The 24,212-nt window shown below is 63.2% G+C and carries 26 protein-coding genes; 1 reads left to right on the top strand and 25 read right to left on the bottom strand.

Annotation, left to right across the window (positions count from 1 at the left end):
* Positions 1–257: 257 nt before the first annotated feature.
* The 19 genes from der to trmJ all read right to left on the bottom strand — a co-directional run bounded on the left by der (position 258) and on the right by trmJ (position 16,861).
* On the bottom strand, positions 258–1,721 hold the full coding sequence (der, locus tag ABNP31_RS04530; RefSeq protein ID WP_025337780.1) for a ribosome biogenesis GTPase Der: 1,464 nt from the start codon (positions 1,719–1,721) through the stop codon (positions 258–260).
* 117 nt (positions 1,722–1,838) lie between these two features.
* A complete protein-coding gene (bamB, locus tag ABNP31_RS04525) occupies positions 1,839–2,981 on the bottom strand; it encodes an outer membrane protein assembly factor BamB (RefSeq protein ID WP_025337779.1) in 1,143 nt (380 codons plus the stop codon).
* On the bottom strand, positions 2,982–3,620 hold the full coding sequence (locus ABNP31_RS04520) for a tetratricopeptide repeat protein (protein ID WP_015269019.1): 639 nt from the start codon (positions 3,618–3,620) through the stop codon (positions 2,982–2,984).
* 39 nt (positions 3,621–3,659) lie between these two features.
* Positions 3,660–4,949: a histidine--tRNA ligase gene (hisS, locus tag ABNP31_RS04515; RefSeq protein ID WP_075043833.1), complete on the bottom strand. Its 1,290-nt coding sequence runs from the start codon at positions 4,947–4,949 to the stop codon at positions 3,660–3,662.
* Between the two features lie 25 nt (positions 4,950–4,974).
* Positions 4,975–6,084, bottom strand: coding sequence for a flavodoxin-dependent (E)-4-hydroxy-3-methylbut-2-enyl-diphosphate synthase (gene ispG / locus ABNP31_RS04510; RefSeq protein ID WP_003257869.1), 1,110 nt, complete (start codon positions 6,082–6,084; stop codon positions 4,975–4,977).
* Between the two features lie 2 nt (positions 6,085–6,086).
* Positions 6,087–7,148, bottom strand: coding sequence for a RodZ domain-containing protein (locus tag ABNP31_RS04505; protein ID WP_085665010.1), 1,062 nt, complete (start codon positions 7,146–7,148; stop codon positions 6,087–6,089).
* Positions 7,145–7,906: a type IV pilus biogenesis/stability protein PilW gene (gene pilW / locus ABNP31_RS04500; RefSeq protein WP_025337776.1), complete on the bottom strand. Its 762-nt coding sequence runs from the start codon at positions 7,904–7,906 to the stop codon at positions 7,145–7,147. The genes ABNP31_RS04505 and pilW overlap by 4 nt, the downstream gene beginning before the upstream one ends.
* 14 nt (positions 7,907–7,920) lie before the next feature.
* The gene (gene rlmN, locus ABNP31_RS04495; RefSeq protein WP_075043830.1) at positions 7,921–9,066 is read right to left on the bottom strand and encodes a 23S rRNA (adenine(2503)-C(2))-methyltransferase RlmN; all 1,146 of its coding nucleotides are present in this window, start codon (positions 9,064–9,066) and stop codon (positions 7,921–7,923) included.
* 28 nt (positions 9,067–9,094) lie between these two features.
* The gene (gene ndk, locus ABNP31_RS04490) at positions 9,095–9,520 is read right to left on the bottom strand and encodes a nucleoside-diphosphate kinase (protein ID WP_011532343.1); all 426 of its coding nucleotides are present in this window, start codon (positions 9,518–9,520) and stop codon (positions 9,095–9,097) included.
* A gap of 88 nt (positions 9,521–9,608) precedes the next feature.
* A complete protein-coding gene (gene iscX / locus ABNP31_RS04485; RefSeq protein ID WP_025337774.1) occupies positions 9,609–9,809 on the bottom strand; it encodes a Fe-S cluster assembly protein IscX in 201 nt (66 codons plus the stop codon).
* Positions 9,810–9,819: 10 nt separating this feature from the next.
* Complete coding sequence (gene fdx / locus ABNP31_RS04480; protein WP_085665011.1) at positions 9,820–10,161, bottom strand: ISC system 2Fe-2S type ferredoxin; 342 nt, start codon at positions 10,159–10,161, stop codon at positions 9,820–9,822.
* Between the two features lie 3 nt (positions 10,162–10,164).
* A complete protein-coding gene (gene hscA, locus ABNP31_RS04475; protein ID WP_015269013.1) occupies positions 10,165–12,027 on the bottom strand; it encodes a Fe-S protein assembly chaperone HscA in 1,863 nt (620 codons plus the stop codon).
* A 42-nt stretch (positions 12,028–12,069) separates the two neighbouring features.
* Entirely contained in the window at positions 12,070–12,591 is a 522-nt protein-coding gene (gene hscB, locus ABNP31_RS04470; RefSeq protein ID WP_015269012.1) for a co-chaperone HscB, read from the bottom strand.
* Between the two features lie 8 nt (positions 12,592–12,599).
* Positions 12,600–12,923 carry an iron-sulfur cluster assembly protein IscA gene (gene iscA / locus ABNP31_RS04465; protein WP_003257854.1) on the bottom strand — a complete coding sequence of 108 codons (324 nt, stop codon included), beginning with the start codon at positions 12,921–12,923 and terminating at the stop codon, positions 12,600–12,602.
* Between the two features lie 28 nt (positions 12,924–12,951).
* Positions 12,952–13,338: a Fe-S cluster assembly scaffold IscU gene (iscU, locus tag ABNP31_RS04460; RefSeq protein WP_003248539.1), complete on the bottom strand. Its 387-nt coding sequence runs from the start codon at positions 13,336–13,338 to the stop codon at positions 12,952–12,954.
* Between the two features lie 46 nt (positions 13,339–13,384).
* The gene (locus tag ABNP31_RS04455; protein ID WP_013971017.1) at positions 13,385–14,599 is read right to left on the bottom strand and encodes an IscS subfamily cysteine desulfurase; all 1,215 of its coding nucleotides are present in this window, start codon (positions 14,597–14,599) and stop codon (positions 13,385–13,387) included.
* Between the two features lie 46 nt (positions 14,600–14,645).
* On the bottom strand, positions 14,646–15,137 hold the full coding sequence (iscR, locus tag ABNP31_RS04450; protein ID WP_008092572.1) for a Fe-S cluster assembly transcriptional regulator IscR: 492 nt from the start codon (positions 15,135–15,137) through the stop codon (positions 14,646–14,648).
* 179 nt (positions 15,138–15,316) lie between these two features.
* Positions 15,317–16,102: a serine O-acetyltransferase gene (cysE, locus tag ABNP31_RS04445; RefSeq protein ID WP_046615813.1), complete on the bottom strand. Its 786-nt coding sequence runs from the start codon at positions 16,100–16,102 to the stop codon at positions 15,317–15,319.
* Between the two features lie 3 nt (positions 16,103–16,105).
* Positions 16,106–16,861 (bottom strand): tRNA (cytosine(32)/uridine(32)-2'-O)-methyltransferase TrmJ, encoded by a 756-nt coding sequence (gene trmJ, locus ABNP31_RS04440; protein WP_031325634.1) that lies wholly within the window; start codon positions 16,859–16,861, stop codon positions 16,106–16,108.
* A gap of 151 nt (positions 16,862–17,012) precedes the next feature.
* On the opposite strand from trmJ, the gene suhB reads away from it, so the two are divergent.
* Positions 17,013–17,831, top strand: coding sequence for a type III secretion system regulator SuhB (suhB, locus tag ABNP31_RS04435; RefSeq protein ID WP_025337769.1), 819 nt, complete (start codon positions 17,013–17,015; stop codon positions 17,829–17,831).
* A 221-nt stretch (positions 17,832–18,052) separates the two neighbouring features.
* On the opposite strand, the gene ABNP31_RS04430 is transcribed toward suhB, so the two are convergent.
* The 6 genes from ABNP31_RS04430 to queA form a co-directional block, all read right to left on the bottom strand.
* On the bottom strand, positions 18,053–18,595 hold the full coding sequence (locus ABNP31_RS04430; RefSeq protein WP_013971012.1) for a glycine zipper 2TM domain-containing protein: 543 nt from the start codon (positions 18,593–18,595) through the stop codon (positions 18,053–18,055).
* 119 nt (positions 18,596–18,714) lie between these two features.
* Positions 18,715–19,623: a protein translocase subunit SecF gene (secF, locus tag ABNP31_RS04425; protein WP_025337768.1), complete on the bottom strand. Its 909-nt coding sequence runs from the start codon at positions 19,621–19,623 to the stop codon at positions 18,715–18,717.
* Between the two features lie 10 nt (positions 19,624–19,633).
* Positions 19,634–21,496, bottom strand: coding sequence for a protein translocase subunit SecD (secD, locus tag ABNP31_RS04420; RefSeq protein WP_025337767.1), 1,863 nt, complete (start codon positions 21,494–21,496; stop codon positions 19,634–19,636).
* A 63-nt stretch (positions 21,497–21,559) separates the two neighbouring features.
* Entirely contained in the window at positions 21,560–21,895 is a 336-nt protein-coding gene (gene yajC, locus ABNP31_RS04415) for a preprotein translocase subunit YajC (RefSeq protein ID WP_003259111.1), read from the bottom strand.
* 42 nt (positions 21,896–21,937) lie between these two features.
* Entirely contained in the window at positions 21,938–23,053 is a 1,116-nt protein-coding gene (gene tgt, locus ABNP31_RS04410) for a tRNA guanosine(34) transglycosylase Tgt (protein ID WP_013971009.1), read from the bottom strand.
* A 14-nt stretch (positions 23,054–23,067) separates the two neighbouring features.
* Positions 23,068–24,117, bottom strand: a complete 1,050-nt coding sequence (queA, locus tag ABNP31_RS04405; RefSeq protein ID WP_085665013.1) for a tRNA preQ1(34) S-adenosylmethionine ribosyltransferase-isomerase QueA — start codon at positions 24,115–24,117, stop codon at positions 23,068–23,070.
* Between the last annotated feature and the right edge of the window lie 95 nt (positions 24,118–24,212).

The following is a 24,212-nucleotide window of genomic DNA, read 5'->3' as shown; positions in this document are numbered from 1 at the left end:
GCTTACAGCAACGTACAACTAGCATTATTACTAGGTAGGACCGAGTAGCAGCACCTACTTATGGGCAGGGTGAGACAATCGAACTAGAACTCGAACGTAGCGAATCGAGCAGTCAGGGGAAGGTTGAACCAATAGTGGAAGTTATGCTGGATCGAGGGCCCCTTCGCGGGTAAACCCGCTCCCACAGGTCCTGCACAGATTTCGAAAACTGTGGGTCCTGTAGGATCGGGTTCACCCGCGAAGAAGACGACGCGGAATCAGCGCTTGTCGCGGCGCTTCTTCTCGGCCTTCTTGTGGTGCGACATCAGGCGGCGCTTCTTGTTGACCTGGCGGTCGGTGAGGGTGTTCTTCTTGCCCTCGTACGGGTTCTCACCGCCCTTGTACTCGATGCGGATCGGCGTACCGACCAGCTTCAGCACGCGGCGGTAGGTGTTCTCCAGGTAACGCGAGTACGACTTCGGAATCTTGTCGGTCTGGTTGCCGTGGATCACGATCAGCGGCGGGTTGGCACCACCAAGGTGGGCATAGCGCAGCTTGATGCGGCGGCCGTTGACCAGCGGCGGCTGGTGCTCGCTCACGGCATCTTCGAGGATCTGCGTCAGGCGGCTGGTCGGCCAGCGGGTTACCGCCGACTTGAACGCGGCCTGCACCGACTTGTACAGGTGGCCCACGCCGGTGCCGTGCAGGGCGGAGATGAAGTGGATGTCGGCAAAATCGACGAAGAACAGCCGGCGCTCCAGCTCGGTCTTCACGTAGTCACGCTCGCCCGGCTCCATGCCGTCCCACTTGTTCAGGGCGATGACGATGGCACGGCCGGCTTCCAGGGCGAAGCCCAGCAGGTTCAGGTCGTGGTCCACCACGCCTTCGCGGGCGTCCATGACGAAGATCACCACGTTGGCGTCCTTGATCGCCTGCAGCGTCTTCACCACCGAGAACTTCTCGACTTCCTCGTGGATCTTGCCGCGCTTGCGCACGCCGGCGGTGTCGATGAAGGTGTACTTCTCGTCATCGCGCTCGAACGGGATGTAGATACTGTCGCGGGTGGTGCCCGGCTGGTCGTACACCACCACGCGCTCTTCGCCGAGCATGCGGTTGACCAGGGTCGACTTGCCGACGTTGGGGCGGCCGATGATGGCGATCTTGATGCCATCCTTCTCGCTCGGGCCCGGGATGCGCACCGCTTCCTCGCCTTCGGCGACTTCGGCGTCCAGCGCTTCCTCGACCTGGTCGCGTGGCAGGTGGCCGAGCACGGCCTCCATCAGCGCGTTGATGCCGCGGCCCTGGGAGCCGGCCACCGGGATGGCGTTGCCCATGCCCAGCGGCGAGAACTCGGCGCGTGCCACATCGGCATCGATGTTGTCGATCTTGTTGGCAACCAGGATCGCTTCCTTGTTCCGCTTGCGCAGGTGCTCGGCGATCATCTGGTCGGCAGCGGTCATGCCGGCACGGGCATCGACCAGGAACAGCACATAGTCGGCTTCTTCGATGGCCATGAGCGACTGCTCGGCCATCTTCTCGTCCATGCCCACTTCGTCACCGGTGATACCGCCGGTGTCGATCAGGATGAAGGAGCGACCCTGCCAGCTGGCATCACCATACTGGCGGTCACGGGTCAGGCCCGACAGGTCACCGACGATGGCATCGCGGGTCTTGGTCAGGCGGTTGAACATGGTGGATTTGCCGACGTTCGGGCGGCCCACCAGGGCGATTACGGGAACCATTCGGCTCTCCACTCTTGAATTCTTGAAAATGCAAAGGCCGCTGCAAGGCAGCGGCCGGAGTTCGGGCGGCGTGTCCTACGCCGCGGCTTGAAGCCCGCCAAGGCTTCAAGCATAGCTTCAGCGGATGGTCAGTGCCTCGAGCTTGCCGCTGTTGCCGAAGACGTAGATGGTGTCGCCGACCACAAGTGGGCGGGCACGCAGGCCATCACTGTCGATACGCTCACGGCCGACGAAGCGGCCATCGACCTGGCTCAGCAGGTGCAGGTAACCCTCGAAGTCGCCCACCGCCACGTAGCTGGAGAACACTTCAGGCGCGGTCAGCTGGCGGCGAGCCATGGTGTCGTTGGTCCACAGAGCGCTGGACGAGCGCTCGTCGACGCTTTCGACAGTACCGGAAGCTTCGCTGACATAGACGTTACCGTAGCCCTGGGCGACACCCACGTAGCTGGAGGCATCACGCTGCCACAGCACACGGCCGCTTTCCAGGTCCAGGCCCGCGACGCGGCCCTGGTAGGTGCTGACGTACAGGGTACCACCCGACAGCAGCAGGCCGCCGTCGATATCGACCACGCGGTCCAACTCGGAACGGCCCTGCGGGATTGCCACACGGCTTTCCCACACCGGCACGCCGTTGTTGATGTCCACCGCCACCACCTTGCCGGTGGACAGGCCGGCGACGGCCAGGCGGTTGGTGGCGATCGGCGCGCCGGTGCCACGCAGGGTCAGCACGGCCGGGGTGTTTTCGTAGATCCAGCGACGGTCACCAGTGGCGGCATCCAGGCCGATCAGGCGATCGTCCTGGGTCTGCACCACCACCACCTCACCGTTATTGGCAGGCGGGGCCAGCACTTCGCTGGTCACGCGGGAGCGCCAGCGCTCCTCACCGGTGCTGGAGTCCAGGGCGATGACTTCACCCTTGAGGGTACCGATCATGACCAGGCCGTAGCCCACGCCTACAGCGCCGGATACCGGCAGCTCGAGGTCCTTCTTCCACACCACGTCGCCGGTGATGCGGTCGAGGGCGAAGACTTCGCCGTTGACGTCGGAGGCGTAGATACGGTCGTTCTCGATGGCAGGTACCAGGGTGTTGTAGGTCTCGCCCTGGCCGTCACCGATCGAACGGCTCCACTGCTTCTTCAGCACCACTTCCTCGGTGAACTTGGTCAGCTCGGCCGGAGGCAGTTCCTTCTTGCTGTTGCTGCTGCAACCTGCGGCCAGTACGGCCAGGGTCAGCACTGCTGCATGTTTCCAACCGATCACTTACGCGTCCCCTTTGGCCAAGTCATCCAGCTTCAATTGCAGGCCACCGACCGCCGCCTCATCGGACAACGCAGCCTTGGCTTTCTCGTAAGCGCTGTGCGCGTCGTCGGCGCGACCCAGTTGCACCAGCAGGTCACCTTTCAACTCTTCGCGGCTGGCCAGGAAGGCTTTGTCGGCGTCGCCGTCGAGCAGCTTGAGGGCGTCCTCGGCCTTGTTCTGGGCGGCCAGCACACGAGCCAGGCGCTGACGCGAAATTTCGCCCAGGGTGGCATCGGCCGGCTTGTCCAGCACGCTCTTCAACTCGGCAGCAGCGTCATCGAGCTTGCCGGTCTCGACCGCGACCTTGGCCACGAACAGGCTGCCGTACTGGGCGTAGGCGGTACCGCCGAACTCGCTCTTGAGCTTGCCGGCCAGTTCCGCGACCTTGGTCGCATCAGGCTGGCCAGTCGGCGTCAGGCTGGTCTCCAGCAAGGCCTGGTACAGCTGCGAGGCACCTTGCGACTGATTGTTCTGGTACTTGTGCCAGGTATTCCAGCCCAACACCACCACGCCAGCCAACAGGGCACCGGTCAGCAGCGGCTTGCCGTTGCGGTTCCACCAGTCCTTGACCCCTGCCAGTTCATCATCGGTACTCGACACCCCAATACTCCTTTTCGCCTATTCGCTTGTTGAACCGCGTTACGCCTGCGCGATCGCGGTTTCCAGGTGCTCAGCCAGAGCATCCCAGGCAATGTTCTGTTGTTCGCCCTGACCACGCAGGGGCTTGAAGCCGATCTCTTGCTTGGCCAGTTCGTCGTCGCCGAGGATCAGGGCGAACAGCGCGCCGCTCTTGTCGGCTTTCTTGAACTGGCTCTTGAAGCTGCCACCGCCGGCGTTGACTGCCAGGCGCAGGCCCGGCAGGCGGTCGCGCAGGCCTTCGGACAGGCGCAGGCCGGCCAGTTCCGCCTGTTCGCCAAAGGCGCACAGGTAGACGTCGATCTGGCGGCTGATGGACTCGGGCACCTTGCCCAGGGTTTCCAGCAGCAGGATCAGGCGCTCGATGCCCATGGCGAAACCGACGCCCGGGGTCGGCTTGCCGCCCATCTGTTCGACCAGGCCGTCGTAACGGCCGCCGGCGCAGACGGTGCCCTGGGCGCCGAGCTTGTCGGTAACCCACTCGAACACGGTCTTGCTGTAGTAGTCCAGGCCACGCACCAGCTTGGTGTTGATCACGAACGGAATGCCGGCAGCGTCCAGGCGGGCCTTGAGGCCCTCGAAGTGCACGCGCGACTCTTCGTCCAGGTAGTCTTCCAGCTTCGGCGCGCCGACCAGCACCGCCTGGGTGTTCTGGTCCTTGCTGTCGAGGATGCGCAGCGGGTTGCTCTTCAGGCGGCGCTGGCTGTCTTCGTCCAGTTGCTCCAGGCGCGCCGAGAGGAACTCGACCAGCGCATCACGGTAGCGTGCACGGGCTTCGCTGGTGCCCAGGCTGTTGAGCTCCAGCTTGACTGCGTCCTGGATGCCCAGCAGGCCCCACAGGCGCCAGGTCAGCATGATCAGCTCGGCGTCGATGTCCGGGCCGTCCAGGTTGAACACTTCCACGCCAATCTGGTGGAACTGGCGGTAGCGGCCCTTCTGCGGGCGCTCGTGGCGGAACATCTGGCCGATGTACCACAGTTTCTGCACCTGGCCGTTGCCGGTGATGCCATGCTCGAGCACGGCACGCACGCAGGCGGCAGTGCCTTCGGGGCGCAGGGTCAGCGAATCGCCGTTGCGGTCCTCGAAGGTGTACATCTCTTTTTCGACGATGTCGGTCACTTCACCGATGGAGCGCTTGAACAGCTCGGTGAACTCGACGATCGGCGTGCGGATCTGGCTGTACCCGTAGGTGTCCAGCAGGCCGGCCACGGTGCCTTCGAAGTAGCGCCACAGCGGCGACTGTTCTGGCAGGATGTCGTTCATGCCACGGATGGCTTGCAGCGATTTGCTCACGAAAAGTCCTTACGAATTCTGTGTGTCAGCCACGGACGATCAGCGCCGCGTCGGCTTCGGCCTTTTCGGCCGCTTTCTGGCGGATGAGTTTTTCCAGCTCATCGACCAGGTTGTCGTTGGTCAGCTTCTGCGCCGGCTTGCCGTCGATGTAGATCAGGTTCGGCGTGCCGCCGGTCAGCCCCACATGGGCCTCCTTGGCTTCGCCCGGGCCGTTGACCACGCAACCGATTACCGCCACGTCCAGCGGCACCAGCAGGTCTTCCAGGCGCCCTTCCAGCTCGTTCATGGTCTTGACCACATCGAAGTTCTGCCGCGAGCAGCTCGGGCAGGCGATGAAGTTGATGCCTCGCGAGCGCAGGTGCAGCGACTTGAGGATGTCGTAGCCGACTTTCACTTCTTCGACCGGGTCGGCCGCCAGCGAGATACGGATGGTATCGCCAATGCCTTCGGCCAGCAGCATACCGAGGCCGACAGCGGATTTCACCGTCCCCGAACGCAGGCCACCGGCTTCGGTGATGCCCAGGTGCAGCGGCTGCACGATCTGCTTGGCCAGCAGGCGGTAGGCTTCGACGGCCATGAACACATCGGAGGCTTTGACGCTGACCTTGAAGTCCTGGAAGTCCAGGCGGTCGAGGTGCTCGACGTGGCGCAGGGCCGACTCGACCAGCGCTGCCGGGGTCGGTTCGCCGTACTTCTTCTGCAGGTCCTTTTCCAGCGAGCCGGCGTTGACGCCGATACGGATCGGGATGCCCCGGTCGCGGGCGGCATCGACCACCGCGCGCACACGGTCTTCACGGCCGATGTTGCCCGGGTTGATACGCAGGCAGTCAACGCCCAGTTCGGCCACGCGCAGGGCGATCTTGTAGTCGAAGTGAATGTCGGCGACCAGCGGCACGCTGACCTGCTGCTTGATGCGGCCGAACGCCTCGGCGGCGTCCATGTCCGGCACCGAGACGCGCACGATGTCCACGCCGGCATCGACCAGGCGCTGGATTTGCGCCACGGTGGCAGCCACATCGTTGGTGTCGGTGTTGGTCATGCTCTGCACCGCGATGGGGGCATCACCACCCACCGGCACATTGCCGACCCAGATTTTGCGGGATTCGCGACGTTTGATCGGAGATTCGCCGTGCATGATTACTGTCCCAACTTCAGGCGAGCGGTCTCGCCACTGGTGAACGGGGCAACATCGACGGCCTGGCCGTTGTAGCTGACCTGGGCGCCACGGGCAAAGCCCAGGCGTACCGAGAACGGCGGCTTGCCGGTCAGCTCGAGGTTGTCCCCCTTGCGCTTGATGGCGCTGAACAGCACCTTGCCGTTGCCGTCGGTGACCTGGGTCCAGCAATCGGCGACGAACTGGATGGCGACCTTGGCGCTGCCAGCCGGCACTGCGGCGGGGGCGGCAGGCTCGGCAACGGCCACGGACGCTACCGGCGTAGCAGGTGCAACAGCCGCCGGGGCCGGAGCCGGGGCAACCGGTGCTACCGGCGCAGGCGCGGCAGCAGAGGCGCTGGCGACCGGTGGCACAGGCGCCTGCTGGGCCGGTGCCGGCACTGCGGCAGCGGTAGCAGTAGCGGCAGGTGCCGGGCTTGCCGGTGCCTGTTCGGCGGCGGCAGGCTGCTCGGCAACGCCCTGCTCCAGCGGCAGCGGCGCGCTCTCGGGCTGCTGCCCAGCGGAAACAGCCTGGTCTTCAGGCTCATCGAGCGGGTGAATCTGGGTGGTACCGTCGGCGCTTTCGACTTCGACGTGCTCCAGGGCGATCTTGGCCAGGTCCTTGCCACGCAGGCTGCCCTGGTCCTGCCACCAGACGAAGCCGCCACCGACCACGGCCACCAGCAGCAGCAGGCTGACGCCGCGCAGGATATTGTGAGACAGGCGCACCGGCTCTTCGATACGGCCCAGCGAGTGCACGTCGCTGCCTTTGGCGTGGGTGCCGGTGTAACGGTCGAAGGCCTCCACCAGGGCAGCCTGGTCCAGGTCCATCAGCTTGGCATAGGCGCGGATATAACCACGGGCGAAGGTATGCCCCGGCAGCTTGTCGAAGGCGCCGGTTTCCACGTGGTTCAACGAACTGACAGTGAGGTTGAGCTTGCGGGCCACCTCGGCTTGTGACCAGTCCCGGTTCTCACGGGCCTGACGCAAAAGCTCACCGGGGTTCTGGCCAGGCGCTACTGCTACTTCGGGATGCGCGGCTTTCATCGTTGCTCCGACAGGTATTGCTGATATTCCGGCGTACCGGGATAAAGTCGTTGTAATTGCTGGCCCAGCTCGGCCAGTGTGCCCTGCTCGTCGAATACCCTGGCAAGGCGGCTGCCCAGCAGCAGGCTACGGGCATCGTGGTCGCTCAACTGGCTGAAACGATCGTAGTAGTCCCGGGCCGGCACATAATGCCTGTTTTCGTAGGACAACTCAGCCATTTCCAGCAACGCTTTCGGTTGCCGCTGGTTGAGTTGCAAAGCTTTCAGCAGATACGCATGCGCCTGGTCGCGGCGCTCGAGCTTCAGAGCGGTCAGGCCCAGGTTTTCGTAAACGCGTGAGCGCTCAGGATACAGGGTATCGGCGCTGGCCAGGCGAAACATCTGCTCGGCCTCGGCAAATCGGCCCTGAGCATAAAGGAAACTGCCGTAATTGTTGCGAATTCGCGTGTCGCCCGTGCGTGCCTGCAGCGCCTTGCGAAAGTGCGTTTCGGCCAGCGCCGGCTCGCCTTCGGCCTGGAAGACCAGCGCCAGGGCGGCGTGCGCGTCGGCATCACCGCCATCCAGGGCCAGGGCCTTGCCCAGCGGCGCCTTGGCCTGCTCAGTCAAACCCTGTTGCAAATAACCCAGCCCAAGCTGCACATAGGCCCGCCCCGCCTCTGCCCTGCCCTGGCGGCTGGCCAGGGGGTCGCTCGCGCCGCCCGACACGCAGCCGGCCAGCAGCGAAAGCGCAAGGATCGACAGCGCGGCGCGCAGGCTCATGGGCAAGGTCCCGGTCAGTGGCTGGCGGGGCTGTCTTGCAGCTCGGCGTCCGCGGACAGCTGGCGCACAGCGATGTAGCGCTCGCTGCGGCGGGTGCGGTCGTTGACCTGGCCGACCAGCTGACCACAGGCAGCGTCGATGTCATCACCACGGGTGGTGCGGGTGGTGACGTTGAAGCCACCGTGGTGCAACAGGTCCTGGAAGCGGCGGATGGCGTTGTTGCTCGGCCGCTCGTAGCCGGAGTGCGGGAACGGGTTGAACGGGATCAGGTTGATCTTGCATGGCACGTCGCGCAGCAGCTCGATCATTTGCGCAGCATGCTCCGGCTGGTCGTTTACATCCTTGAGCAAGGTGTACTCGATGGTCAGCACGCGCTTGCCACCCAGGGTGGACATGTAGCCCATGCACGATTCCAGCAGCATCTTCAGCGGGTACTTCTTGTTGATCGGTACCAGCTTGTTGCGCAGCTCGTCGTTCGGTGCGTGCAGCGACAGGGCCAGCGACACGTCGATGTGCTTGGCCAGCTCGTCGATCATCGGCACCACGCCCGAGGTGGACAGGGTGACGCGACGCTTGGAAATGCCATAGCCCAGATCTTCCATCATGATCTTCATGGCGGCGATGACATTGTCGAAATTCAGCAGGGGTTCGCCCATGCCCATCATGACCACGTTGGTAATGGCGCGGTCGATCTTGGCCGGAACGGTCCCGAAGGATTTGTTGGCAAGCCACACCTGGCCGATCACTTCGGCGGCGGTGAGGTTGCTGTTGAAGCCTTGCTTGCCGGTGGAGCAGAAGCTGCAGTCCAGGGCACAGCCGGCTTGCGACGACACGCACAGGGTGCCGCGATCGTCGGTGGGGATGTAGACGGTCTCGACGCAGCTGCCGGAGGCAACGCGGACCACCCACTTGCGGGTACCGTCGGCGGAAATGTCTTCACTGACCACTTCCGGGCCCCGAATTTCGGCAACGGCCTCGAGCTTTTCGCGCAAGACCTTGCCGACGTTCGTCATGGCGGCGAAATCATCGACGCCAAAATGGTGAATCCATTTCATCACCTGACCGGCGCGGAAGCGCTTCTCCCCGATAGAGTCGAAGAATTGTTCCATTTCCGGCAGGGTCAGACCCAGCAGGTTGATTTTGCCAGTAGATGTCGTCATGGATTCACCCTCACCCGTAAGCTTTCGCTTAGCGAGTGGTTACCTCGGTAGCAGCGAAGAAGTAAGCGATTTCGCGAGCAGCAGCAGCTTCGGAGTCCGAACCGTGAACGGCGTTGGCGTCGATCGACTCGGCGAAGTCAGCACGGATGGTGCCTGGAGCAGCTTCTTTAGGGTTGGTAGCGCCCATCAGCTCACGGTTCAGAGCGATGGCGTTTTCGCCTTCCAGAACCTGAACAACGACCGGGCCGGAAGTCATGAAGGCAACCAGGTCACCGAAGAAGCCACGAGCGCTGTGCTCGGCGTAGAAGCCTTCGGCTTCGGCTTTGGACAGTTGCTTGATTTTCGAGGCAACGATTTTCAGGCCGGCTTCTTCGAAGCGAGTGGTGATCTTGCCGATGACGTTTTTGGCAACGGCGTCAGGCTTGATGATCGAGAAAGTACGTTGAACAGCCATGGAAAACTCCAGAATATGAGTGTTACGAAAAATTAAACCCGCGAATTATACGCGGGTTCCGGGGGATTGCCTAACCTGCAGATGACGCTTAGTCGGCTTCGTCGATCCAGGCGGCCTGGATTGCCTCGAGCACTTTCTCACCGCCGCGTGACGGATCGTCGCTGAATTCTGGCAATGCCAGCACCCAGCTGTGCAGGTCGACGAAATTCACATAACGAGGATCGACTTCCGGCTTGCTTTCTGCAAGCTGGATGGCGATCTCAAGTACATCAATCCATTTCAGGCTCATGGGGCAAACCTCAGTGCGGCGCTTCGGCGGCGTGGTTGAGCGAATACTTGGGGATCTCGATAACCAGGTCCTGGTCAGCGACGACCACCTGGCAGCCGAGGCGCGATTGAGCCTCCAGGCCCCAGGCCTTGTCCAGCATGTCCTCTTCCAGTTCGTCGGCTTCTTCGAGCGAGTCGAAGCCCTTGCGTACGATGCAGTGGCAAGTGGTGCAGGCCTTGACGCCGCCGCAGGCGCTTTCCATCTCGATGTGATGGTCGTGGGCCAGTTCCAGGATGTTGGTCCCGGTCGGCGCCTCCACGGTCAGCCCCTCTGGGCAGAACTTCTCATGCGGCAGGAATGTCACCAGCGGCATCGGTTACTCCTCGATCTCATTCAGGTTGCGCCCGGCCAGTGCGGCTTTGACCGTCGAATCAAGGCGACGGGCGGCAAATGCGTCGGTCACCTGCGACAGACGCTTGGTCTGTTGCTCGATGGCTGCGCCATCGGTGCCGGCCAGCAAATCACGTAGTTCTTGCATCTGGAATTCGATGGCGTCGCGCTCGTCACTGCTGAGCAGACGCTCACCGTCGGCGTCCAGGGCGCCCTGTACCGCTTCGAGCAGGCGCTCGCCGTCCACCTGGTGCTCGCGCAGCTGGCGGGCCTGCTTGTCGGAACCTGCGTGTTCGAAGGAATCCTTGAGCATGCGGGCGATTTCGCCGTCGGTCAGGCCATAGGACGGCTTGACCTGGATGCTGGCTTCCACGCCCGAGCCCAGCTCGCGGGCGGCGACGCTGAGCAGGCCGTCGGCGTCGACCTGGAAGGTGACGCGGATTTTTGCCGCACCGGCCACCATGGCCGGGATGCCACGCAGCTCGAAGCGCGCCAGCGAGCGGCAATCGCTGATCAGCTCGCGCTCGCCCTGCAGCACATGGATCATCATGGCCGACTGGCCATCTTTATAGGTGGTGAATTCCTGGGCACGCGCCACCGGGATGGTGGTGTTGCGCGGGATCACCTTCTCCATCAGCCCGCCCATGGTCTCAAGGCCAAGCGACAGCGGGATGACATCCAACAGCAGCAGTTCGCCACCTTCGCGGCGGTTGCCGGCCAAGGTATCGGCCTGGATGGCGGCACCGATGGCCACCACCTGGTCGGGGTCGATCGAGGTCAGCGGGGTGCGGCCGAACAGTGCTCCGACGGCCTCACGCACACGCGGTACGCGGGTCGAACCACCGACCATGACCACGGCGCTGACTTCTTCCAGCTCTATACCGCTGTCACGCACGGCGCGGCGGCAGGCCTTGAGGCTGCGGGCGACCATGGGCTCGATCATGGCTTCGAAGCCGGCGCGGCTCAGCTCGCCCTGCCAGGTGCCATGGCTGACGCTGACCACGTCGGCGTCGGTCAGGGCTTCCTTGGCGGCACAGGCGGTCTGCAACAGCGCGCGCTGGGTGGCCGGGTCCAGGTCGGACGACAGCCCGGCCTGCTCGATGATCCAGCCAGCGATGGCGTGGTCGAAGTCGTCACCACCCAGGGCGGTATCGCCACCGGTGGCCAGCACTTCGAATACGCCGGCAGTCAGGCGCAAAATGGAAATGTCGAAGGTACCGCCGCCCAGGTCATAGATGGCCACCACGCCTTCGGCGTTCTGGTCCAGACCATAGGCCACGGCAGCAGCGGTCGGCTCGTTGAGCAGACGCAGCACGTTCAGGCCGGCCAGGCGCGCAGCGTCCTTGGTGGCCTGGCGCTGGGCATCGTCGAAATAGGCCGGCACGGTGATCACCGCCCCCACCAGCTCACCACCAAGGGTGGCTTCGGCACGCTCGCGCAGCACCTTGAGGATATCGGCGGACACTTCCACCGGGCTTTTCGGCCCTTGCACGGTGTCGATGAACGGCATGTGCGACTCACCGCCAACGAAGCGGTACGGCAGCTGCTCGCCCAGTTGCTTGACGTCGGCCAGGCCGCGCCCCATCAGGCGCTTGACCGACAGCACGGTGTTCAGCGGGTCGCTGGAAGCGGCATCGCGTGCAGCCTGCCCCACTTCGTTGCGCCCTTCGAGGTAACGCACCGCGGACGGCAGAATGACATTGCCCTGCGCGTCAGGCAGGGGCTCGCTACGGCCGCTGCGCAGTGCGGCGACCAGGGAGTTGGTGGTACCCAGGTCGATCCCCACCGCCAGGCGGCGCTGATGCGGCTGAGGGCTTTGACCGGGTTCGGCAATCTGCAGTAGGGCCATGCTTATCTGAATACCTTAGGTGCCATCACGGGCAGCACCGGGTTAATCGTCGAGGCGCTCTTCCAGTTGGCGCACTTCTTGGGCGAGCTTGTCGAGGAACTGCATGCGGCGCATCAGGCGTTCGGCCTTGTCGCGCTCGCCTGGGGCGTCCCAGCAGGCGGCAAAGTCCTCGTTCAGCGTGTCCTGGGCGACCTTCAGGCGCTTCTTGAACACGGCCACGCCATCGAGGTCGGCTTCGTCCTGCAGTTCTTCGAGCTCTTCACGCCACTGCATCTGCTGCAACAGGAAGTCAGGGTCGTGGACCGTGACTTCCTGAGGCACTTCGTGGCCGCCGATGGCCAGCAGGTAGCGGGCGCGACGCGGCGCACTGCGCAGTGTCTGGTAGGCGTCGTTGAGGGCCGCGGACTTTTCCAGCGCCACGCGCTGCTCGCGCTCGGAGGCGTCGGCAAAGCGGTCGGGATGGACTTCGCGGGCCAGCTCACGATAGCGAGTGGCCAGCTTGTCGAGATCCAGGCGGAAGCTTGGCTGGAGGTCAAACAATGCGAAATGACAAGGAGTACCCACAGCCAGCCTCAAACGTTGAAGCTTTCGCCGCAGCCACACTCACCGCGCACGTTGGGGTTGTTGAACTTGAACCCTTCGTTCAACCCTTCCTTGACGAAGTCCAGTTCGGTGCCATCGAGGTAGACCAGGCTCTTGGGATCGATGATCACCTTGACGCCATGGTTCTCGAACACCTGGTCTTCGTCCGCCAGCTCGTCGACGAACTCCAGCACGTAGGCCAGGCCCGAGCAACCGGTGGTGCGCACGCCCAGGCGAATGCCTTCGCCCTTGCCGCGCCCTTCCAGGGAACGCCGCACGTGGTTGGCGGCGGCTTCTGTCATGCTGATAGCCATCAGGACTCCTTACCTCGCAACAGGCGACTTAGATCAAGCCTTTCTTCTGCTTGTAATCGCGTACGGCTGCCTTGATGGCATCTTCGGCGAGTACCGAGCAGTGGATCTTGACCGGCGGCAACGCCAGTTCTTCGGCCAGCTGGGTGTTCTTGATGGTCTCGGCTTCGTCCAGGGTCTTGCCCTTCATCCACTCGGTGGCGAGGGAGCTGGAAGCGATGGCCGAACCGCAGCCGTAGGTCTTGAACTTGGCGTCTTCGATCACGCCCTGCTCGTTGACCTTGATCTGCAGGCGCATCACGTCACCGCAGGCCGGCGCGCCGACCATGCCGGTACCGACGTCCGGGTCTTCGGCGTTCATCTTGCCGACGTTGCGCGGGTTTTCGTAGTGGTCGATGACCTTTTCACTGTATGCCATGGTGCAATTCCTTCCTCATCAGGGAGCCGCTCTTGCCGGCGACTGCTTAGTGGGCGGCCCACTCGATCTTGGAGATGTCAACGCCGTCTTTGTACATGTCCCACAGCGGCGACAGCTCACGCAGTTTGTTCACGGCCTCGCAGACTTTCTGCGCGGCGTAGTCGACTTCTTCTTCGGTGGTGAAGCGGCCGAAGGAGAAGCGGATCGAGCTGTGCGCCAGCTCGTCGTTGCGGCCCAGGGCGCGCAATACGTAGGACGGCTCGAGCGAAGCGGAGGTGCAGGCCGAACCGGACGATACGGCGATGTCCTTCAGCGACATCAGCAGCGATTCGCCTTCGACGTAGTTGAAGCTCAGGTTCAGGTTGTGTGGTACGCGGGCAGTCTTGCTGCCGTTGACGTACAGCTCTTCGAGGTCCGAGACCTGCTTGAAGAAGCGGTCGCTCAGGGCCTTGATGCGTACGTTTTCCGCGGCCATTTCCTGCTTGGCGATGGCGAAGGCTTCGCCCATGCCGACGATCTGGTGGGTCGGCAGGGTGCCCGAACGCATGCCGCGCTCATGGCCACCGCCGTGAATGATGGCTTCCAGGCGTACGCGCGGCTTGCGGCTGACGTACAGCGCGCCGATGCCTTTCGGGCCGTAGACCTTGTGCGCCGAGAACGACATCAGGTCGACCTTCAGCTTTTGCAGGTCGATTTCGACCTTGCCGGCCGACTGTGCGGCGTCAACGTGGAACAGCACGCCGCGCGAGCGGGTCAGTTCACCGATGGCGGCGATATCGTTGATCGAGCCGACTTCGTTGTTCACGTGCATCAGCGAAACCAGGATGGTGTCGTCGCGCAGCGCCGCCTCGACCATGGCCGGGGTGACGATGCCGTCTTCGCCTGGCTCGAGGTAGGTGACTTCGAAACCTTCACGCTCCAGCTGGCGAGCGGTGTCCAGGACCGCCTTGTGCTCGATCTTGGAGGTGATGATGTGCTTGCCCTTGGTCTGATAGAAGTGCGCGACGCCCTTGAGTGCGAGGTTGTCGGACTCGGTGGCACCGCTGGTCCAGACGATTTCGCGCGGATCGGCGTTGATCAGTTCGGCAACCTGGCGACGACCGTTCTCGACCGCTTCCTCGGCTTTCCAGCCAAAGACGTGGGAGCGCGAAGCCGGGTTACCGAAGTTCCCGTCGACCAGCAGGCAGTCGGCCATCTTCTGGGCCACGCGTGGGTCGACCGGAGTGGTCGCGGAGTAATCGAGGTAGATCGGCAACTTCATTTGTCTCTCCTATCAGGCGGTGGCGTCGCTCGTCGTCCCGGTGGGATCAATCGACGGCGGACGTCTCAATCTTGTCCAGCTGGGCGGTTCGGCCTGCGACACGACGCAGGTCCTGGCGCTGGGCAACTTCCTGCACCTCACGGCGCATGACGAGGTCGGCCAGGCTTATACCGCTGAGGAATTCATGGATCTGCTGGCTGAGGTCGCACCACAGGTGGTGGGTCAGGCAGGTGTCACCGGCATGGCAGTCCCCGAGGCCCTGGCAACGGGTGGCATCGACCGATTCGTTGACCGCATCGATGACCTGGGCCACCTGGATGGTTTCCATGCCCCGCGACAGCTGGTAGCCACCGCCTGGACCACGCACGCTGGAGACCAGGCTGCTGCGGCGCAGCTTGGCGAACAGCTGTTCCAGATAAGAGAGGGAAATGCCCTGGCGCTCGGAAATGTCGGCCAAAGACACCGGCCCATGCTGCGCGTGCAACGCCAGGTCGAGCATGGCGGTCACGGCGTATCGGCCTTTGGTAGTCAGTCGCATGGCTATTGGGTACCACGGGAGTTACAGGATGTGAGCGAGTATGCGATTCCCGAGCATTTAAGTCAACTATTAGACCTAGTGCTTTAGTCGGGTTTGCATCGGGGAGGCGGGCGCGATTGTAGCAGACAGGGGGCGTGAGCACACGCCCCGTATGTCACCATGATTTCAGCGCGGCGCAATCAATGCGACTGAGTGTCGCGCTGAGCCACCTGGGCAACTTCCGTGAAGTCATCTTCCGGCAGGGCTGGCAGTTCCTTGGCGCAGTAATCGCTGCCCATCTTGGTCAGGGCGCCGCACATGCCCTCCAGCCGCTCGTCGACTGCCTGCAGGTGGTCGAGCATCTGGCCGATGGCACGGGCCACCGGGTCGGGCATGTCGCCACTTACACCATAGGCATCGAAGCCGATCTTCTCGGCCATGGCCTTGCGCTTGGCCTCGACCTCATTGTCTTCGCTCTTGACGATGATGCGCCCGGGGATGCCGACCGCCGTGGCGCCGGCCGGCACCGCCTTGGTCACCACCGCATTGGAACCGATCTTGGCCCCGGCACCGACGGTGAACGGGCCCAGCACCTTGGCCCCCGCCCCTACCACCACGCCGTTTTCCAGGGTGGGGTGGCGCTTGCCTTTGTTCCAGCTGGTGCCGCCCAGGGTCACGCCCTGGTAAAGGGTGACATCGTCGCCGATCTCGGCGGTTTCGCCGATGACGATGCCCATGCCGTGGTCGATGAAGAAGCGCCGGCCGATGGTGGCGCCGGGGTGGATCTCGATGCCGGTCAGCCAGCGGCCGAAGTTCGACACCAGGCGGGCCAGCCACTTGAAATCACGCTTCCACAGGGCATTGCCCAGACGGTGCAGCCAGATGGCGTGCATGCCCGGGTAGCAGGTCAGCACCTCGAAGGCGTTGCGCGCAGCCGGGTCACGGTGGAATACGCTTTGAATATCTTCACGCAGGCGTTCGAACATCTGTCAGTCCTTCCGTTTATGCGGCTCGCCCCGGACCACTTTCTGGGTCTCGGTGAGGATGCCGCGCAAAATGCTCATTTCCGAACGTTCGACCGCCACCCGCCCATACAGCCGGCGCAGGCGCGGCATCAGGTGCTTGGGCTTTTCGGGGTCGAGAAAGCCGATACCGACCAGGGTCTTTTCAAGGTGGTCGTAGAACAGCTCCATTTCGTCCATGGTCGCCAGCTCGCTGGCGTCAACCTTCTCGACCTTGCCCGGCGCTGCACCGGCGGCCAGCCAGGCCATGCGCACCTCGTAGGAGAGCACCTGGACAGCGGCGGCCAGGTTCAGCGAGCTGAAGTCGGGGTTGGAGGGAATGTGCACGTGGAAGTGACATCGCTGCAGTTCTTCGTTGGTCAGGCCGGCGTGTTCACGCCCGAACACCAGGGCGATTTCCTCGCCACCATTGGCATGCTCCACCGCCTTGGCCCCGCACTCGCGCGGGCCGATCAGCGGCCAGGGGATGCTCCGTTCGCGGGCGCTGGTGCCCATCACCAGGTTGCAGCCGACCAGCGCCTGCTCGAGGCTGTCGACCACCTGGGCGTTGTCCAGCACATCGTCGGCACCCGAGGCTCGGGCGCTGGCATCCACGGCGGGGAACTCTTTCGGCTGCACCAGCACCAGACGCGACAAGCCCATGTTTTTCATGGCACGTGCAGCGCCGCCGATGTTGCCGGGGTGGCTGGTATTGACCAGAACAACACGAATATTTTGCAGCAAGGTGTTGTGCTCACAGATGCAGGAATCAGGGCCTTCGATCTTACAGAACCGACAGACGTAACGCCATGAAAGCAAATGTGACACTTCTGCCGCCAAAGTTTTCTGCTAGAATGATCGGCTTTCTTCTTTAACATCTCCAGGTGACCCGCCCATGCAGCCTATGCTGAATATCGCCCTGCGCGCCGCTCGCAGCGCCAGTGAACTGATTTTCCGCTCCATCGAACGCCTGGATAGCATCAAGGTCGATGAGAAAGAGGCCAAGGACTACGTCTCCGAAGTCGATCGCGCCGCCGAGCAGAGCATCGTCAACGCCCTGCGCAAGGCCTACCCGAACCACTCCATCCAGGGCGAGGAAACCGGCCTGCACGCGGGTAGCGGCGAAGAAGGCAAGGATTACCTGTGGATCATCGACCCGCTGGATGGCACCACCAACTTCCTGCGTGGCATCCCGCACTTCGCGGTCAGCATCGCCTGCAAATACCGTGGCCGCCTTGAGCACGCCGTGATCGTCGACCCGGTTCGCCAGGAAGAATTCACCGCCAGCCGTGGCCGTGGCGCCCAGCTCAACGGTCGTCGCCTGCGTGTCAGCTCGCGCACCAGCCTGGAAGGCGCCCTGCTGGGTACCGGCTTCCCGTTCCGTGACAGCCAGATGGCTGACCTGGACAACTACCTGGGCATGTTCCGCGCCCTGACTGGCCAGACCGCCGGCATCCGCCGCGCCGGCTCCGCCAGCCTGGACCTGGCCTACGTGGCCGCCGGCCGTTTCGACGCCTTCTGGGAGTCGGGCCTGTCCGAATGGGACATGGCGGCCGGCGTGCTGCTGATCCAGGAAGCGGGCGGCCTGGTGAGCGACTTCAACGGTGGCCACGACTTCCTCGACAAGGGCCATATCGTTGCGGGCAACATCAAGTGCTTCAAGGCCGTGCTGACTGCTATCCAGCCGCACCTGCCAGAGAACATGAAGCGCTAAGCGCGGATTGCCGGCAAACAAAAAAGCACCCCTCGGGGTGCTTTTTTTGTGCCTGTAACCATATCCCAGGGCTTTCGCGATCCCTGTAGGAGCGGCCTTGTGTCGCGAAAGGGGTGCGAAGCGCCCCCAGGATCCGTGACCTATCAGAGATTGTCGGGGGCTGCTTCGCACCCCTTTCGCGACACAAGGCCGCTCCTACAAAGAGCAGACCGCGCCGGGCCTTACTGCCCGGCTTCGCTCAGGATCAGCTTGCCATTCTTGTCCAGCGGAATGGTCGACCCGGGCTCGTGATCCATCTTCACCTGCCCCACCTTGTCGCCAATGGTGTACTTCACGTTGTAGCCCACCACTTTCTCACTGATGTCGTTGACCGTATTGCAGCGGGTTTGCGTGGTGGTGTAGGTGTCACGCTCCTGCATGCCTTCCTGCACCTTGTTACCAGCATAACCACCACCGACCGCACCGGCCACGGTGGCGATCTTCTTGCCGCTACCACCACCAATCTGGTTACCCAGCAGGCCACCGGCAATGGCGCCTACCACGGTACCGGCGATCTGGTGCTGGTCCTTGACCGGCGCCTGACGCGTCACGGCGACGTCCTTGCAGACCTCACGGGGGGTTTTTACCTGTTGTTTGATCGGTTGCACGTCGGTGACCTGCGCATACTCAGGCCCCTTGTTGACCAAGCTGTAGGTCGCGACAGCACCTCCGGCAGTCACACCGACAGCACCCAGTACCGCACCCACAAGCATTGATTTGTTCACATGAACCTCCTGATCATAACCCGCGGGTCCGACCCGCCTTCTCCCAGCCTTGGAGTAAAAAAAAAGGCGCGAGTTCAACACTCGCGCCTTTTTGGCCGCCAAACGGCGTGGAAAACGCCTTACGGACGGTCGTCCACACCATCGGTCTTGGCCGGCGGGATCAGGTCTTCACTGCTCAGGTTCAGCCAGATCAGTACCACGTTGGCGATATAGATCGACGAATAGGTACCGGCCATGACGCCGATGAACAGGGCCAGCGAGAAGCCGAACAGGTTGTCGCCACCGAAGAACAGCAGCGCGGCAATGGCCAGCAAGGTCGAAACCGAGGTGGCGATGGTCCGCAGCAGGGTCTGGGTGGTGGAAACGTTGATGTTCTCGATGAGAGAGGCCTTGCGCATGACGCGGAAGTTCTCGCGCACCCGGTCGAACACGACGATGGTGTCGTTCAGCGAGTAGCCGATGATCGCCAGTACCGCCGCCAGCACCGTCAGGTCGAAGGTGATCTGGAAGAACGACAGGATACCCAGGGTCACCACCACGTCGTGGATCAGCGAGACGATCGCGCCCACGGCGAACTTCCACTGGAAGCGGAAGGCCAGGTAGATAAGGATGCCGCCCAGGGCCAGGAGCATGCCCATGCCACCCTGGTCGCGCAGCTCCTCACCCACCTGCGGGCCTACGAACTCGACACGCTTGACCTTGGCCGGGTTGTCGCCACCGGCCTTCTGCAGGGCTTCAGCAACCTTGTTGCCCAGCTGTGGGTCATCACCCGGCATGCGCACCAGCAGGTCGGTGGTGGCGCCGAAGCTCTGCACCACCGCCTCGTGAAAGCCGGAATTGACCAGCTCGGCACGCACCGCCTTGAGGTCGGCCGGGCGCTCGTAGGTCAGCTCGATCAGCGTACCGCCGGTGAAGTCCAGGCCGAAGTTCAGGCCCTTCTGCCACCAGCTGAACAGCGCCAGCACGGTGAGGAGCACGGTAATGGCGAACGCGACATTGCGCACGCCCATGAAGTTGATGGTTTTCATCGCAGCTCCCTCAAACCCACAGCTTCTTGATGTCACGCCCGCCGCAGGTCAGGTTGACCATTGCACGGGTCACCATGACGGCGGTGAACATCGAGGTGAAAATCCCGAGGGACATGGTGACCGCAAAGCCCTTGACCGGGCCGGTACCCATGGCGAACAGGATGCCGCCGACCAGCAGGCTGGTCAGGTTGGCGTCGATGATCGCGGTGTAGGCGCGGTTGAAGCCTTCATGAATGGCGCGCTGCACCGACATGCCGGCGTTCAGCTCTTCGCGGATACGCGAGAAGATCAGCACGTTGGCGTCCACCGCCATACCCATGGTCAACACGATACCGGCAATACCCGGCAGGGTCAGGGTCGCGCCCAGCAGCGACATCAGCGCCAGCAGCAGGACCATGTTGCCCGCCAGGGCGATGGTGGCGATCACACCGAAGGCGCGGTAGATGGCGATGATGAACAGCGAGACGAACAGCATGCCCCACAGCGATGCATCGATACCCTTGGTGATGTTGTCGGCACCCAGGCTTGGGCCGATGGTACGTTCTTCAGCGAAGTACATCGGCGCAGCCAGGCCACCGGCACGCAGCAGCAGGGCCAGTTCGGACGATTCGCCCTGGCCGTTCAGGCCGGTGATGCGGAACTGGCTGCCCAGCGGCGACTGGATGGTCGCCAGGCTGATGATCTTCTTCTCTTCCTGGAAGCTCTGTACGGCAACGTCCTTCTCGACGCCGTCGACGGTCTGCTTGACGTAGCGGGTGACCGGCTTCTGCTCGATGAAGATCACCGCCATGCTGCGGCCGACGTTGCTGCGGGTAGCGCGGGTCATCAGCTCGCCACCGTGGCCATCCAGGCGGATGTTCACCTGCGGGCGACCTTGTTCGTCGAAGCTGGCCTGAGCGTCGGTTACCTGGTCACCGGTGATGATCAGGCCGCGCTCGACCGCGGCGGAACGGCCGCCCTCACGGAACTCGAACACCTCGGTAGTGGCCTTGGAAGCGCCCGGCTCGGCACCGAAGCGGAACTCCAGGTTGGCGGTTTTACCCAGGATACGCTTGGCTTCGGCAGTGTCCTGCACGCCTGGCAGCTCGACCACGATGCGGTTGGCGCCCTGGCGCTGTACCAGCGGCTCGGCCACACCCAGCTCGTTGACCCGGTTGCGGACGGTGGTGAGGTTCTGCTTGATCGAGTATTCGCGGATCTCGGCGACTTTCGCCTGGGTCAGCGCCAGACGCAGCACGGCGAGCTCGTTGCGCTCGGTGGTGGTCAGGTCGAAGTCATTGAAATTCTTCCGGATCAGGGCACGAGCCTGTTCGCGGGTAGCATCGTCAGCGAAGCCCAGCATGATGCCGCCATCCTGCTGAGGCAGGCTGCGGTAGCGGACGCGCTCTTTGCGCAGCAAGGTCTTGACCTCGCCTTCGTAGACTTTCATGCGGGCGTTCATGGCCTTGTCCATGTCCACTTCCAGCAGGAAGTGCACACCACCGGACAGGTCCAGGCCCAGCTTCATCGGGCTTGCGCCCAGGTTGCGCAGCCATTGCGGGGTAGTCTGGGCCAGGTTCAGGGCCACGACGTAATCATCGCCCAGTGCCTTGCGCACTACATCCTTGGCTGGCAGCTGGTCTTCCTGATTGGTCAGGCGGATCAGCCCGCTGCCTTTCTCACCCAGGCTAGCGCCCTTGACGGCGATCTTGGCATCGCCCAGCGCCTTGCTGACGCGGTCGAGGTCGGCCTGGTTCACCTGCAGCGCCGAGCTGGCACCACTGATCTGTACCGCCGGATCATCCGGGTAGAGGTTGGGAGCGGAATAAATGAAACCGACCACCAGTACCAGCACGATCAGTGCATATTTCCACAGAGGATATTTGTTCAGCATCACGCCGCCCGTTCAAGACGCGGGGCGCGTTGCGCGCCCCGACTGGAAAGAAAAACCGGTAACTCAGATAGCCTTGAGCGTACCTTTTGGCAGGGTGGCCGCGATGGCACCCTTCTGGAACTTCAGCTCGACGTTGTCGGAAACTTCCAGTACCACGAAATCATCGGAAACCTTGACGATCTTGCCGGCGATGCCGCCGTTGGTGACAACTTCGTCACCCTTCTGCAAGTTGCTCAGCAGGTTCTTCTGCTCTTTTGCACGCTTGGCCTGCGGGCGCCAGATCATCAGGTAGAAGATGACCAGGAAACCGACCAGGAAAATCCACTCGAAGCCGGTACCGGCTGGGCCGGCGGCGGGTGCTGCGGCGTCCGCGTATGCGGCGGGGATCAAGAAGCTCATTGGGCACTCCTAATGTAATTTTCTAATAATGGATGCGGACAGTCAGTCCAAAGGCGGCACAGGAAGCCCGCGCTTGGCGTAGAAGGCGTCGACAAAGGCGGCCAATTTACCCTGTTGAATAGCCTCGCGTAAACCGGCCATCAAGCGCTGGTAATGGCGCAAGTTGTGGATGGTATTCAGCATGCTGCTCAGCATTTCGCCGCACTTGTCCAGGTGATGGAGATAGGCGCGGGAGAAGTTGGTGCAGGTGTAGCAGTCACAGGTCGGATCCAGCGGCGAATCATCGTGGCGATGGAACGCATTGCGGATCTTGATCACCCCTGTATCGACGAACAGATGACCGTTGCGCGCGTTACGCGTCGGCATCACGCAGTCGAACATGTCGACGCCGCGGCGCACACCCTCAACGAGATCTTCCGGTTTGCCTACCCCCATAAGGTAACGAGGTTTGTCAGCAGGCATCTGGCCCGGCAGGTAATCCAGCACCTTGATCATTTCGTGCTTGGGCTCGCCCACCGACAGGCCACCGATGGCCAGGCCGTCGAAGCCGATGTTTTCCAGGCCTTCCAGCGAGCGCATGCGCAGGTCCTGGTACATGCCGCCCTGGACGATACCGAACAGCGCCGCGGTGTTGTCGGCGTGGGCGTTCTTCGAGCGCTGGGCCCAGCGCAGCGACAGTTCCATGGACGCGCGCGCCACATCGTGCTCGGCCGGGTATGGGGTGCACTCGTCGAAGATCATCACCACGTCCGAGCCCAGGTCACGCTGCACCTGCATCGACTCTTCCGGGCCCATGAACACCTTGGCGCCATCGACCGGCGAGGCGAAGGTCACGCCCTCTTCCTTGATCTTGCGCATGGCGCCCAGGCTGAACACCTGGAAGCCACCGGAGTCGGTGAGGATCGGGCCTTTCCACTGCATGAAGTCGTGCAGGCCGTTGTGCTTCTTGATCACCTCGGTGCCCGGGCGCAGCCACAGGTGGAAGGTGTTGCCCAGGATCATCTCGGCGCCGATGGCCTCGATGTCGCGCGGCAGCATGCCCTTGACCGTGCCATAGGTGCCCACCGGCATGAACGCCGGGGTTTCCACGGTGCCGCGTGGGAAGGTGATGCGGCCACGACGGGCCTTGCCGTCGGTGGCCAGCAGTTCGAAGGACATTCGACAAGTGCGACTCATGCTTGATCCTCGGGCCCGCGTGGCGCCGGATTGCGGGTGATGAACATGGCATCACCGTAACTGAAGAAGCGGTACCCCTGCTCGACCGCCGCCGCGTAGGCGGCCATGGTCTCGGGGTAGCCGGCGAAGGCCGAGACCAGCATCAGCAGCGTGGACTCCGGCAGGTGGAAATTGGTGACGAGCGCGTCGACCACATGGAACGGCCGGCCCGGGTAGATGAAGATGTCGGTGTCGCCGCTGAAGGCCTTGAGCACGCCATCGCGCGCCGCGCTCTCCAGCGAACGCACGCTGGTGGTGCCGACCGCGACCACCCGGCCGCCACGGGCGCGGCAGGCCTCGATGGCATCGACCACATCCTGGCCCACTTCGAGCCACTCTTTATGCATGTGGTGGTCTTCGATCTTGTCGACCCGCACCGGCTGAAAGGTGCCCGCGCCCACGTGCAAGGTGACGAAGGCACGCTCTACACCCTTGGCGGCAATCTTCTCCAGCAACGCCTCATCGAAGTGCAAGCCTGCGGTCGGTGCGGCGACTGCACCGGCTCGTTCGGCGTACACAGTCTGGTAGCGCTCACGGTCGGCGCCCTCGTCCGGGCGGTCGATGTAGGGCGGCAGCGGCATGTGGCCGACGCGGTCGAGCAGCGGCAGCACCTCTTCGGTGAAGCGCAGCTCGAACAGCGTGTCATGGCGCGCGACCATTTCGGCCTCGCCGCCGCCATCGATGAGGATGACCGCGCCTACCTTGGGCGCTTTGCTGGCGCGCACATGGGCCAGCACCCGATGGCTGTCGAGCACGCGCTCGACCAGCACTTCCAGCTTGCCGCCGGAAGCTTTCTGGCCAAACAACCGCGCCGGGATGACCCGGGTGTTGTTGAACACCATCAGGTCACCGGGGCGCAGGTACTCGAGCAAATCGGGGAATTGCCGGTGCGCCAGCGCGCCGCTCGGTCCATCGAGGACCAGCAGACGGCTGCCATGGCGCTCGGCCAATGGGTGGCGGGCGATCAGGGAATCGGGGAGTTCGAAGGAAAAATCGGCGACGCGCATGATGATGTTCGGTTCGGCAGGGCCGGGAAGTTTAGCCCAATGTGTGAAAATTGACCATGAAAGCCGATTGACCGACCAGCGGTGGCTCTCTATAC

The sequence above is a fragment of the Pseudomonas asiatica genome (genome assembly GCF_040214835.1).
Lineage (GTDB): Bacteria > Pseudomonadota > Gammaproteobacteria > Pseudomonadales > Pseudomonadaceae > Aquipseudomonas > Aquipseudomonas putida_Z.
Note: the sequence above shows the minus strand (reverse complement) of the source record. Positions and strands in the feature narration are given on the sequence as shown.

What these genes read in the sequence shown, in the direction of transcription:
- iscR (WP_008092572.1), bottom strand. Translation starts at nt 15,137, where the DNA reads ATGCGACTGACTACCAAAGGCCGATACGCCGTGACCGCCATGCTCGAC.
- iscA (WP_003257854.1), bottom strand. Translation starts at nt 12,923, where the DNA reads ATGGCTATCAGCATGACAGAAGCCGCCGCCAACCACGTGCGGCGTTCC.
- queA (WP_085665013.1), bottom strand. Translation starts at nt 24,117, where the DNA reads ATGCGCGTCGCCGATTTTTCCTTCGAACTCCCCGATTCCCTGATCGCC.
- der (WP_025337780.1), bottom strand. Translation starts at nt 1,721, where the DNA reads ATGGTTCCCGTAATCGCCCTGGTGGGCCGCCCGAACGTCGGCAAATCC.
- ndk (WP_011532343.1), bottom strand. Translation starts at nt 9,520, where the DNA reads ATGGCTGTTCAACGTACTTTCTCGATCATCAAGCCTGACGCCGTTGCC.
- rlmN (WP_075043830.1), bottom strand. Translation starts at nt 9,066, where the DNA reads ATGACGACATCTACTGGCAAAATCAACCTGCTGGGTCTGACCCTGCCG.
- secD (WP_025337767.1), bottom strand. Translation starts at nt 21,496, where the DNA reads ATGCTGAACAAATATCCTCTGTGGAAATATGCACTGATCGTGCTGGTA.
- cysE (WP_046615813.1), bottom strand. Translation starts at nt 16,102, where the DNA reads ATGTTCGAACGCCTGCGTGAAGATATTCAAAGCGTATTCCACCGTGAC.
- fdx (WP_085665011.1), bottom strand. Translation starts at nt 10,161, where the DNA reads ATGCCGCTGGTGACATTCCTGCCGCATGAGAAGTTCTGCCCAGAGGGG.
- ABNP31_RS04455 (WP_013971017.1), bottom strand. Translation starts at nt 14,599, where the DNA reads ATGAAGTTGCCGATCTACCTCGATTACTCCGCGACCACTCCGGTCGAC.
- iscX (WP_025337774.1), bottom strand. Translation starts at nt 9,809, where the DNA reads ATGAGCCTGAAATGGATTGATGTACTTGAGATCGCCATCCAGCTTGCA.
- yajC (WP_003259111.1), bottom strand. Translation starts at nt 21,895, where the DNA reads ATGAGCTTCTTGATCCCCGCCGCATACGCGGACGCCGCAGCACCCGCC.
- ispG (WP_003257869.1), bottom strand. Translation starts at nt 6,084, where the DNA reads ATGCACGGCGAATCTCCGATCAAACGTCGCGAATCCCGCAAAATCTGG.
- suhB (WP_025337769.1), top strand. Translation starts at nt 17,013, where the DNA reads ATGCAGCCTATGCTGAATATCGCCCTGCGCGCCGCTCGCAGCGCCAGT.
- hscA (WP_015269013.1), bottom strand. Translation starts at nt 12,027, where the DNA reads ATGGCCCTACTGCAGATTGCCGAACCCGGTCAAAGCCCTCAGCCGCAT.
- pilW (WP_025337776.1), bottom strand. Translation starts at nt 7,906, where the DNA reads ATGAGCCTGCGCGCCGCGCTGTCGATCCTTGCGCTTTCGCTGCTGGCC.
- ABNP31_RS04505 (WP_085665010.1), bottom strand. Translation starts at nt 7,148, where the DNA reads ATGAAAGCCGCGCATCCCGAAGTAGCAGTAGCGCCTGGCCAGAACCCC.
- tgt (WP_013971009.1), bottom strand. Translation starts at nt 23,053, where the DNA reads ATGTCCTTCGAACTGCTGGCCACCGACGGCAAGGCCCGTCGTGGCCGC.
- secF (WP_025337768.1), bottom strand. Translation starts at nt 19,623, where the DNA reads ATGAAAACCATCAACTTCATGGGCGTGCGCAATGTCGCGTTCGCCATT.
- iscU (WP_003248539.1), bottom strand. Translation starts at nt 13,338, where the DNA reads ATGGCATACAGTGAAAAGGTCATCGACCACTACGAAAACCCGCGCAAC.